The sequence below is a fragment of the Corynebacterium sp. HMSC072A02 genome, assembly GCF_001810085.1.
GTDB classification, from domain to species: Bacteria; Actinomycetota; Actinomycetes; order Mycobacteriales; family Mycobacteriaceae; genus Corynebacterium; species Corynebacterium hesseae.
This window is the reverse complement of the sequence record NZ_KV799875.1, coordinates 1-10940: the sequence shown is the minus strand read 5'-3', so window position 1 is coordinate 10940 and position 10940 is coordinate 1. Positions and strand designations below refer to the sequence as shown.

Annotated in this window: 6 protein-coding genes, 1 tRNA gene and 2 pseudogenes; 6 read left to right on the top strand and 3 right to left on the bottom strand. The window is 49.8% G+C overall.

Annotation, left to right across the window (positions count from 1 at the left end):
• Positions 1 to 339 precede the first annotated feature (339 nt).
• Positions 340 to 552, top strand: a pseudogene (locus HMPREF2698_RS13780) (IS256 family transposase); the annotation flags it as partial.
• A gap of 141 nt (positions 553 to 693) precedes the next feature.
• On the opposite strand, the gene HMPREF2698_RS11985 reads toward HMPREF2698_RS13780, so the two are convergent.
• A tRNA-Asn gene (locus tag HMPREF2698_RS11985) sits at positions 694 to 766 on the bottom strand.
• Between the two features lie 251 nt (positions 767 to 1017).
• On the opposite strand from HMPREF2698_RS11985, the gene wecC reads away from it, so the two are divergent.
• From wecC to HMPREF2698_RS11975, 3 genes are all read left to right on the top strand, one after another.
• Entirely contained in the window at positions 1018 to 2283 is a 1266-nt protein-coding gene (gene wecC / locus HMPREF2698_RS11980) for a UDP-N-acetyl-D-mannosamine dehydrogenase (RefSeq protein WP_070564998.1), read from the top strand.
• Positions 2284 to 2385: 102 nt separating this feature from the next.
• Complete coding sequence (locus HMPREF2698_RS13095) at positions 2386 to 3762, top strand: glycosyltransferase family 4 protein (RefSeq protein WP_246819471.1); 1377 nt, start codon at positions 2386 to 2388, stop codon at positions 3760 to 3762.
• Positions 3763 to 3818: 56 nt separating this feature from the next.
• Positions 3819 to 5324, top strand: coding sequence for a glycosyltransferase family 4 protein (locus HMPREF2698_RS11975; protein WP_168164031.1), 1506 nt, complete (start codon positions 3819 to 3821; stop codon positions 5322 to 5324).
• Positions 5325 to 6332: 1008 nt separating this feature from the next.
• Here HMPREF2698_RS11975 and HMPREF2698_RS13090 read toward each other — a convergent pair.
• Together HMPREF2698_RS13090 and HMPREF2698_RS11965 are read right to left on the bottom strand one after the other, a co-directional pair.
• A complete protein-coding gene (locus tag HMPREF2698_RS13090; protein WP_083303846.1) occupies positions 6333 to 7163 on the bottom strand; it encodes an ABC transporter ATP-binding protein in 831 nt (276 codons plus the stop codon).
• Positions 7150 to 8130 (bottom strand): ABC transporter permease, encoded by a 981-nt coding sequence (locus HMPREF2698_RS11965; RefSeq protein ID WP_083303845.1) that lies wholly within the window; start codon positions 8128 to 8130, stop codon positions 7150 to 7152. Before HMPREF2698_RS11965 ends, HMPREF2698_RS13090 begins: the two co-directional genes overlap by 14 nt.
• A gap of 98 nt (positions 8131 to 8228) precedes the next feature.
• On the opposite strand from HMPREF2698_RS11965, the gene HMPREF2698_RS13085 reads away from it, so the two are divergent.
• Together HMPREF2698_RS13085 and HMPREF2698_RS13665 are read left to right on the top strand one after the other, a co-directional pair.
• Positions 8229 to 10121, top strand: a complete 1893-nt coding sequence (locus HMPREF2698_RS13085) for a glycosyltransferase family protein (RefSeq protein ID WP_141748957.1) — start codon at positions 8229 to 8231, stop codon at positions 10119 to 10121.
• A 574-nt stretch (positions 10122 to 10695) separates the two neighbouring features.
• Positions 10696 to 10866: pseudogene (locus HMPREF2698_RS13665) on the top strand (ATP-binding protein); the annotation flags it as partial.
• Positions 10867 to 10940 lie beyond the last annotated feature (74 nt).

Sequence of the window (10940 nt, the reverse complement as noted above, 5' to 3'; positions counted from 1 at the left end):
ACGACACTGCTACCAAATAGCCGGTCGCAACAGGGGCGCTTTAGTTTTCGGCTATTTCCGTAGGTGGCAAGTCCATCTTTGTGGCAATGAACGGTGGTGTTCAAAGTTTCGCGCTGATTGCGTGGCTGTTTCACCTTGTGGTGGCCGGGCGCTAAAACGCCGGCTTAAGGGACATTTCGTGTGGATAAACCGATACGGATTCCCGGGGCAGCCTGGGATAATGCAGTGATCTTGATTTTGGATCGGTTCCAACAGCCCGATCGGCGAAATCAACACCGAGTAGTCCTAGGCCTGTGGTAGGTAACCTGCGGCTGGTGCGCCAAGGCCCATTCCTACCACTACGTCCACTCCAGAGCCCCTGTAGCTCCATTGGGACCAGCCAGTCATCAAGGCTTCGGACGCAAAGGGGGAAAGCAGCACGCGCAGCCTGGGCGAAAAAGAACTCACACGACGCGGCCCCCGGACGGGCGACCGGCCACATACGACACCTACACCGACAACGCATGGAACCCCAGCTTAGGCATAAGAAAAGGCTGGGTTAGACGCAGCTAAATCCACACGAAATGTCCCTTAAGCCAAAACGCCGCTGCATTTCCACTGCATGCGCAAAACGCCCGCCGCCGGTGCGCGCCTGAGCGAAAATGTAGCAACCCCTTCCACCAGAAATTATCTAGTAGAAGGGGCCTGCAGATGCTCCTCCAACTGGGCTCGAACCAGTGACCCTTCGATTAACAGTCGAATGCTCTGCCAACTGAGCTATGGAGGAATATGTGTATGCTGCCGAGCAACTCGCTTCGCTCTGTGCAACGAGAAGTAACTATATAGTGCTCGTGAGCCAAGAGGCAAATCGCCTGCTTAGAGGTGTTCTTTCTTCTCATTCTTAATGGGTTTGGGTGGCCATGTGTGGGGTATGTGGTTGAACGCTTCGTGGATCGGCGAAATGGGCCTAATGTCGGCAACGGAGCGACCGAATGCCTAATATAGGGGAAGCAAGTAATTAACCTAGAAAGGTTCTAAATGGCAACCGCAGAAAAGTCGGCCACGAAGTTTAACTCGGTATGTGTTGTTGGTCTGGGGTATATCGGGCTCCCTACCGCGGCTTTTATTGCGTCAAAGGGTGTCAAGGTGACCGGTGTTGATGTTAATCCGGAGTTCGTAGATTCGATTAATAAGGGAGAGGTTCCCTTCTTTGAGCCTGGTTTTGAGGCTTTGCTAAAGCGTGTCGTAGATGAGGGATTCTTGAAGGCGCAGGCAGAGCAGATTCAGGCTGACGCGTACATTGTTTGTGTGCCGACGCCATTCCGTGACAACTACAAGGTTGATACCAAATACATCAATGCAGCCGCAGAAGCTATGGCACCCCACCTACGGCCAGGTGCACTCGTGGTCCTTGAGTCGACCTCCCCTCCTGGTACCACTGAGGCAATGGCGAAGCACATTATCGAGCTTAGGCCTGACCTTTCTTTGGATGAAGATGCAGAGGGCGCGATCTTTGTTGCACACTGTCCTGAGCGAGTTTTGCCTGGGCGAATTATGGAGGAGATGGAGAACAACGATCGAGTTATTGGTGGTTTAACTCCTAAAGGCACTCAGATGGCCTGCGACCTTTATGGGACGTTCTGTACTGCCGAGCTGCTGCAGACCAATGCAACTACTGCAGAGATGGCAAAGTTGACGGAGAACTCTTTCCGCGATGTCAATATCGCCTTTGCAAACGAACTCTCCCTGATTAGTGATCGACTTGGTATCGACGTTTGGGAGCTAATTGATCTTGCCAACCACCACCCGCGTGTCAACATCCTTCAGCCTGGCCCAGGAGTCGGCGGACACTGTATTGCAGTGGATCCTTGGTTTATCGTTTCTTCGGTACCTGAAGAAGCACGGATCATCAGAATGGCGCGTGAAGTTAATGACGGAAAGCCTCAATGGGTAATTAAGAAGGTTAAGGAAGCCCTTGCCGATAAGCAAGATGCTGTCGTTGCTGCGTTAGGCATCGCCTTCAAGAACGATATCGATGATTTGCGCGAATCCCCGTCCTTGAATATCGTCAAGCAACTTGGGCAGGAAAACCCAGAGTTGGATATTCGTGTGGTCGAACCAAATGTCCCAGAACTCCCTGAGCCGCTGTCGGCGATTTCCAATCTCAAGAAGCAAGATCTTCAAGGAGCTGTTGCAGACGCCGACATTGTTTTGCTTCTTGTTAATCATAAAGAATTTATCGAGATGGATCCGGCCATTATCGAAGGAAAGACTGTGATCGATACCAAGGGAATCTGGAAATAGGCGCGCACACCCGTTTCTGGCGGCATGCACACCCGTTTCTGGCGGCATCTTTCAGTTAATTGGGATTGGGATGGCTAGACGTATTATTGTCGTTCTAGAGTCTTGACCAATTCGCTGTTTGATGGAGATTTTGATGAATGTCCAGCTGACTCGTGTAGAAGATGGATGAAAAGCTTGCAAATCCTCGTTATTTCCCAATACTGGTACCCAGAAAATGGTGTGCCTCAACGTCGATGGGGATGGCTGGCAGAAATCCTGAAAGAGCAAGGGCATTCGGTGACTGTTGTCGCGCCGCCTGCGCACTATGACCGAAGGATGTCATTCCCCCGATGGGTAAAAGCTCGTGGGTTTCTCCCTCGAAAGGAATCTGAGACCGGCCCATCCGGTGAGCGTATCGTGCGCAGTGGTTTCTTTCCTGGGGGTACATCACTAACGATACGTGCATTTAATCAAGCTGCCGTGGCTTTGGGATCATTACAGGTTCTCCTTGCCGCTGGAGGCTCGTTAAAAGGCTACAGGCCGGATTTAATCTTCGGGACTGTTCCTGCTTTGCCGACGTCGGCAGTGACTTGGCTGGCTAGCAAGAGATTTCAGGCTCCCTACGTTATCGATCTGCGTGATGCTTGGCCTGATTTGTTAAAAGAGGCTGATAGCTGGAACGAAGGAACAGGGAAAAAGTCGTTCAGGCAGAGAGTGCTTTCCGTTGGGCTTTTTCAAATCGTTTCGTGGCTAACGCAGCGAGTTCTATACCGGAGTATGCGAGAAGCAGACGCCATCATTTCGACGTCGAGCGAGCTTGCTAAGGACCTAAGACAGCGAGCTGTGCTAATACGAAACGGAGCCACGCCTCTGGTTTTTACGATTCGAAACGTTTTTCCTGCGGCTACAAAGTTCAAAACTAACAGGAATCTGGCTACTTCCGGGACATTGAGAGTTTTGTACGCTGGGACAATAGGGCGAGCGCAAGATCTTCAGAATGCAGTTGATGCCCTCAAACTCTGTATCCAGCAAGGCGTGGATGTGCGGTTGAGATTTGTTGGAAGTGGAGCGGCAAAGCCTGAACTGCAACGAATCTCCAAAGACTTAGGAAGCGCAGTGAGCTTTGAACCTAAGCACCCTGCAGACAGCCTAGAAGAGTATTACCAGTGGGCTGATACCGCGCTTGTTCATCTTGCGGATTGGGAACCCCTTAAGCGCACGGTCCCATCCAAGGTGTATGAATTAATGGAAGCAGGTATTCACATTTCTGCTGTGGTCCAAGGAGAAGCAGCTTCCATCATTGCGGGGTTGAATGCAGGTACGGTAGTGAGGCCGAATGATCCGAAGGCATTGGCAGAGCTTTGGACACAACTAGTGTGGAACCCTAAGGGCTTGGAGGTATCTGATAGTGGAGCAAGTTGGGTAAAGCAGCAACGTAGTCACGAAACCCCTCGCACGGTCAGTAAGATTATTTCAACTGTAGTAAGGCGAAGTGAATGAATATGCGTAGACGGTTAATACACTATGCTCGCACTTCGCGGCTTTTGTGTTCGGCAATGTTTAAGATGGCCTCAGACGACCCAGCACTCTTTCTCGAGAAGGTATTTCAACGCCTTAAGCTTTCGCCTCTCCGTGCAGGTCTCAAGTATTTTCCGTCTATTCCACATCGGAAGACTGCCGTCCAAAGAATGCTCGACGAAGGCGAGTTGAGTGCGCTTCAAGAGATCCTCGCATCAGGAACGGAATCTACCAGCTATGAAGAGCTAAGCAGAGCGGACAAACATAGAGTAGCCAGAGCGAGCGAACGCCTACAACTGCTAGAAAAGAAGGTTACGCGGGTCAACGCTGCTTCAGAGCTTCGCAAGCCGAAACAGGACGGTGCACCTTGCGTACTGTTCTACCTAACAAATAGTTTGCCTCACACCATGTCGGGATACACTTACAGATCCCACAACACGCTGCTTGCTCTGAGTCAATCAGGAATCCGTGTTGCAGCTATGACCCGTTTGGCCTATCCGTTGGTCGTCGGCAAATGGCCCAGAAAAAATTGCGAAGTTGTGGAAGGGATTCCCTATTTCCGGAGCCTTCCTAGCAGCTACCCGGGTTCACTTCTTAAACGACTTGAGATTGAAGTTGAGCTATTAGTCGACCTGGCGAGAGAAGTCGGCGCGAACATTCTTCACACCACGACTGATTACAATAATGCATTAGTAGTGGCGGAAGCTGCGAGACAGCTAGGCATACCGTGGGTATACGAAGTTCGAGGGGAGCTTGAGAGTACTTGGCTGTCGAAGCAGCCGGCTGAGCGACAACACGTTTTGCTGAAGTCTGATTTTTATCAGCTTGCTCGTCGTCAAGAAACGTTATGCATGATGGCTGCCAACGCGGTAGTAGCTTTGAGCGAAGTTTCCAAAGCTGAGCTCCATGACCGAGGCGTTTCACGAGAAAAGATTACCGTGGTACCGAATGCCGTTCACGATGCACCAGTAGAAGGAGAGCTTGATCGGTCATTGTTGCGGAAAGAACTAGGGCTAGAAGACGTTAAAACGGTTGGTACCGTTACTTCAGTCGTCGGGTATGAGGGACTTGACGTCCTGTTAAGCGCAGCAGCTCTCCTGTCAGATGTTCGAGTGTTAATCGTCGGCGATGGAAGCGCTCGTATCGAGCTTGAAAAGCAAGCGAGAGAACTAGGGCTGTCGGACCGAGTCTTGTTCGTTGGGCGGCAGCCGAACGAATCTATTTGGAAGTGGTATGCAGTTCTTGATGCATTCGTGCTTCCCCGCCGAAATACTCCTGTCTGCAGGAAAGTAACGCCAATTAAAGCGTTACAGGCTCAAGCTCTTGGCGTGCCCGTCATAGCGAGTGACTTGCCCGCAGTTCGAGAAATTACAGGCCAATACGCTAAGTACTTTGAACCCGAGAATTCGGACGCATTGGCTAAGTGCATAGAACAGCTTGGCGAATACAGTGCATTACAACTAGAATTAGGGAGATCGTGGGCGAAGCAGCATTCTTGGAGAAGCAACGCGCGTAGGTACAGGAAGATATATCGTGCACTGTGATAATTCACCGGCACAGGGGTCTCGTTTGAGTATGTAGAACATTCCTGAATGCTCGATGTTCTCACTCAAGTGCTATATTTTTAACTCAAAAAGTCGCACCTGGCCGCCCAAAGGCAAAATCAGTATACAGATATTTTTAATGAAAGCATTGCCTTTGTTTGAGGTAAGTAGTGACAATGTAGAATTGAGTGATCTATAAAGCGTGAGGATGCTCAGGAAGGGCGAAAACGGAAAATTGTCACCTTATGTATCCAATATTCGTGTAGTAGTGGAGTGATCTAGGTACCCCTCCAATCTTTCTTTAGACTATGTAGGAACCATATCTAGGGCGGTTTGGCCCTTGGTGCAACCTACCAGTTGTTAATCTGTTCAAAGCACTTACCGGTTTTAAGCAAACCAACGCTGTTCATCGAACAGCGTTGTATTGAGGATTACGGGGGAGGACTATCACATGAAAGCCGCTGTTTGGCTGCGTAGAAGGGACCGTTGAGAGATTTGTATCCGCCACGGATCCGATGGAGGGGCTAGCCAGTATTGGGCTCAATCACCTCAATTTACGTATGTGGCATACCCCGCCTCGGCTTGCTCTGTTATGTCCAAAAACCTATGGACATAACACCTCCGAACTAGGCTATTGTGTGGGAGACACGGACTAAGCTGTTGCAGACTTAGATGTAACCGCAGAGTGCCTGATCTATCAAACCAAACTTTGGTAACGATGGTCGAACAGGCTCTTCAGGTGGTAAATCGCGTGGAATTCTTTCGAGCCGGGCGGAGAAACTGCAAACTGTACGATGTTGAGGGGCTATTGCAACCTCGACTCTTTGGTATTGTATGAAGTCTCTTGCGGATCGGGCCCGAGCTAGGTGGTTCTTGACTTCTTTGGTGTCAATCTGCGACAACTCCTGAAGAAGGTCGCTAAAGCGCGTGGGCTGCCCTTCTCGGCTAATTTTGAGTTGATACGAAGGTGTCTATGCGCTGGACATTGGTCAATGTATGGTTAAGAAACTAATAGCGAAGTACGATACTCGGCTTTCGGTAATTGAGTTCGACGCCGGCAATAAAGTCTTCAGCGGTAGTGGATTCTTCTGCAGAAGCGAACTCGGCCCACTGCCTATAAGCATCGGTGACCACTTCTGGGCTATCGTCAGCGATAATTCTACTCTCATGGATCCAAATCGCTCGATTGCACATACTGTTTATGACGTCGGTGGCATGGGTGACAAGCAGAACAGTGCCTGCACGCTCTAGCAATTCGTCCATGCGTCGCTTTGCCCGTTTAGCAAAAGCAGCATCGCCGGCAGAGAGGGCTTCATCAATTAAAAGAATATCCGGCTGAATTGCAGTAGCGATAGCAAATCTTAAGCGGGCTCCCATTCCTGCAGAATACGTTTCCATCGGCCGGTCAATCGCCGACCCTATTCCTGACAGCTCAACAATACGAGGAAATTCTTGTTCGACGTACTCACTATCTGCACCCATAGCCATTAGTCCTAGGAGGACGTTTTGCCGCCCAGACAATTGCGGTTTCAGCGCAGCCGAGATGCCGAGTAGTACAGGTTGATCCCTAACTAAAATCCTTCCCGAAGTTGGAGCTTCGTTTCCAGCAATTAGGTTGAGGAATGTTGACTTTCCTGAGCCGTTTTGGCCGATAATTCCGACGAAATCACCTTCGTATGCCACAAAATTAGCATCGACTAGGCTGTGTACCTCACTCGCGGTTCGCTTCCTAAAGAAGGATCCGCGACCATCTCGGATCTGAAACGTTTTAGAAACATTTTGGGTGACGACTATGGGTTGCATTATAGAATGACGGCTACCACCGCTATTGGAGAGCACGCACGTACCTTTCTTCAGCTTGCCAAAAGAATAGTATTCCAAAAATTAGGGTTCCGAATGACCAAGCTGCCATCTGAATCCAGCTTGAAACAGAAGGAATATTCCCGTATAGAGCCAAATCTCGAACAGCTGAAAGGTACACAAATGCGGGGTTTGCCTTCATTATAGTGACCAAAACTGGGTGATTAATGAACGTGTCGATCGAGTAAAATACACCGGATCCATATAGCCAAAACCGAGATATGAGTGCTAATAGTGGTTTCAGATCTGGGAGAAATGCAGTGATTCTGGCAGTTATAAGCAAGAGGCCGGTACTGAAGAGAATAATTCCAATGTAGGCGATGGGTACGAGCAAGAGCGTCCAATGCACTGGATGGTCCCATTGCGCAATTAAGCCGACAAGAATAGCAACACAAGCCGCTGGGATGCATTCTATTCCTTGGGACAAGGCTTTTGATAGTGGTACGGCGGCTCGTGGAAACTTAAAAGAAACTATCATATTCTTCTGTGTCCTTAGAAGGCCAGACCCCAGCAGCAATAGCCGATTAATGAAACCGAAATAGACGATTCCAATTGTGACGAAGCCAATAAAATTATCAATTCCCCGTGAGGTCTTTAGCAGTAGGCCAAACATAATAATGTAGATGGCTGCGTCGCAAAGTGGTTGGAAAATAAGCCAAAGGCGGCCCAGCTTAAAGTCCTTATCCACCCTCAGCGTACCCGCGGTCGACTCTGCCCAAATGTATTCACGTCTGCCCCATAGCTGGCGCAAGTAGCGAAGGAGAGGTGGGCGGGTATCCAGGACTTTTAAATTCCCAGCATCGATGTGCACCGTATAGTCGCCTCGTGAGGTGACCTTCCTGCTTGAGAAAGCATCGTCACTAGAATCTTGCTGGGGTAAACTTTTTCTACGGTGTTTGCCCATTCCATCTTCCAATCGGTTAATGCGTGTTGGGAAGCTCTCCATAGTGGAACGCTAGCCGTATGATGATAGTGTACTTTGGTTGATATGCAAAAGATGGGGACGCTACATTGATTTGGTCGTCAGCAGACTTGCGAAAAGCTGTGTGGCACTTCCGCCACGGTGGTATTGAGCAGGTGCAGACGTTTGCGAGAAGGCGGAAGCTGGATTCTGCATTTGGTGGGGGAGTAGGTGGTCCCGGCGGTGCTGGGTTGCTAAGTGGGTTACGTACGCCTCCATATGTCAAGCTACTAGGGAGTCGCCTGGGGAGTTATCAATCGCTGCAGTGGGAAGGCTTGTTTTCGTCGCATAAAATTGGCTTAATTGCCGATGAGTTTTCTGCTGCTGCTTGGAGCAAGGAGTTTTCGACCTTTCCAGTGATATCAAACCAACTACCTTCACTGGATGAAGTTAAAACATGGTCCTTTCTCTTAGTTGAATCAGCGTGGCTCGGAGAAGCTGGTTCTTGGAAAGGAAAGCTGACCAACGGTGTGCCGTCAGAGCTTGTCGAGCTGAAAAAGCGAGCTAAAAGAGCAGATGTTCCTGTGGTCTTTTGGAATAAGGAAGATCCACCTCACTTTGCAGACTTCTTTCCGGTAGCGTGTATGTGCGATTTTGTTTTCACAAGTGCTGTCGAGATGGTAGAAAAGTACGCCGATGTACTCGGCCAGGACAGGGTTGGAGTCTTGCAATTTGCTGCAAGTGTGCCAATGCATAATCCAGTCAAGTGGAACTCCTTCCCTGAAAGAAGGGGTGTGGCATTCGCGGGTACATTCTATAGAGACAAGTTTGATGAACGAGGGCAAAATCTTGTCGCTCTCCTGCGCGGTGCAATATCAGCTGCTAGTAATAGGCGCGAGCCGGTGGTTATCTTTTCGCGTCACGCAGGCGGCCCAGACCGGTATCAATTCCCTACGGAATTTAAGGACTATTTGGGCGGCGCGATTCCCTATAGTGAAGTCTTAACCGCCTACCGTAGATTTAAAGCGTTTATCAATGTGGATAGTGTTGTCGATTCGCAAACAATGATGTCGAGGCGTGTTTGGGAGCTTATAGCTTGTGGGACTCCAGTAGTTAGCGCTTACAGTCCGGCAGGACAGTTGTTCGCAGGCCGGGGTTTGTTTCGGGCATCGAATGCTTCTGAAGCTAAAAATGTCGTATCGAAACTTCTTGAGTCGAAAGAGCTCGTCGAACGGGAAGTGCACAAGGGGCAGAGGATTATTTGGGAAGGGCACACCTACACCCATCGGGCTGAACAAATATTGCGAACGGTGGGACGAATTGACGATCAATGGGAACATAGCTCTTTGATATCAATTATTCTTCCGACGAAACGACCTGCACAAATGGAGCATATAGTTTCGCAAGTCGCCGGGCAGAGGGGAGTTAATTTTGAGGTTCTCATTGGTCTTCACGGTTTCGCTCTTGATGATGGGGCTAAGAGGCGAATTTTGGAGCGTCTAGAATCGAATAGTGGTTTTAGAGGGATTGAGTTCTTGGATATTCCACCTCATGAAAGCTTAGGCAGGGTCCTAAACCGTCTTACAAATGCCGCACAAGGTGAGTTTGTTGCGCGTTTCGATGACGACGACTATTACTTTCCAAACTATCTTCGCGACCAAGTAAATACACTAGGATGGTCGCAAGCTGACGTAGTAGGTAAAGGCTGTACGTACGTCTACTTGCGCAAGTCGGACTTGCTTATTCGTCGAAGACCCGACTTTGAGCACCATTGGTCTGAGCTAGTGGCTGGTGCAACACTCGTATTTCGAGCAGGAGTTCTCGAAGATATTGAATTTGAAGATAAAAAGGTGGGTGAAGATTCCTCGTTTCTCCGGAGAGCTGTGGAGCGAGGATACAAAATCTATTCATCTGATAGATTTAACTACGTTACGGTGCGGTCCTCTTCACACACTTGGAAAATTAGTGATTCCGAACTTATGGTCGGAGGAAGTCTGGAAGGCACTGGCATGAACATGTCTCGAGTAGTTGTTTGAATACTGTTTTCTAAGTTGGGAGAACAGTAGGATGAATTACCCCCGCAGGGTCGGGGACCTTCACCATATGAGGCCTACAGCACCAAGCTGCTGAGAATTTGCAGGGGCTCGTTATGTCATCAAAAAGAAGCTTGTCCTAAGACGGCTAGTATAGAAAGTCCTGCTTGTGTGATGAACGCGAAGCGTGATTCCCTTAGGGATGTTTAACGTCACCTTAAAGCGTGAAGTTCTGCGTGATCGGAAGGTCTTTGACAATCCCATCGTCTGCCGCCAAGAACTCTTCCGATGGTGCATGCGGTACAGCACGCGCAGACGACACACCTGGTGCAACCTTTTAGCCCCCCGATGTCTTCTCGAAGCACGCACATCAGCTGCACTGGCCCAAGCACCATAGCTAACCTCCGACGTGTCTACTTTCCGGGGGCCGGGCCCACGAGTATGAGAGTTATTTCATCGCTGGTGGTCGGACGTACTTCGCACTGGCATCCACACTACTTTGAGACCTCACACATATCGTAAGGAACAGGTTCCCTTTAGCAGTCTGGAGTATGTCACTGCCTTCGGCGGCATCAGAAGGCTGCCAACACTAATCTCCTCCCAATCAGCTGCCGCCTACTGGGTTGAAACACTGCCAGACAGAGTCGGAGCCGACTCACTCGTAAGCCGCCTCAACAACGGCCACCGAATCCATATCGGAGACTTCGACATGCGCAAAGCCACCGCCCCAACCACCCCAGACGACTAATACCGACGGTCCGGGCCGACCCACCCCGGCCCGGTATCAACTGAAGCGTCCTGGGTTTAGTTCCTACCTCAGCT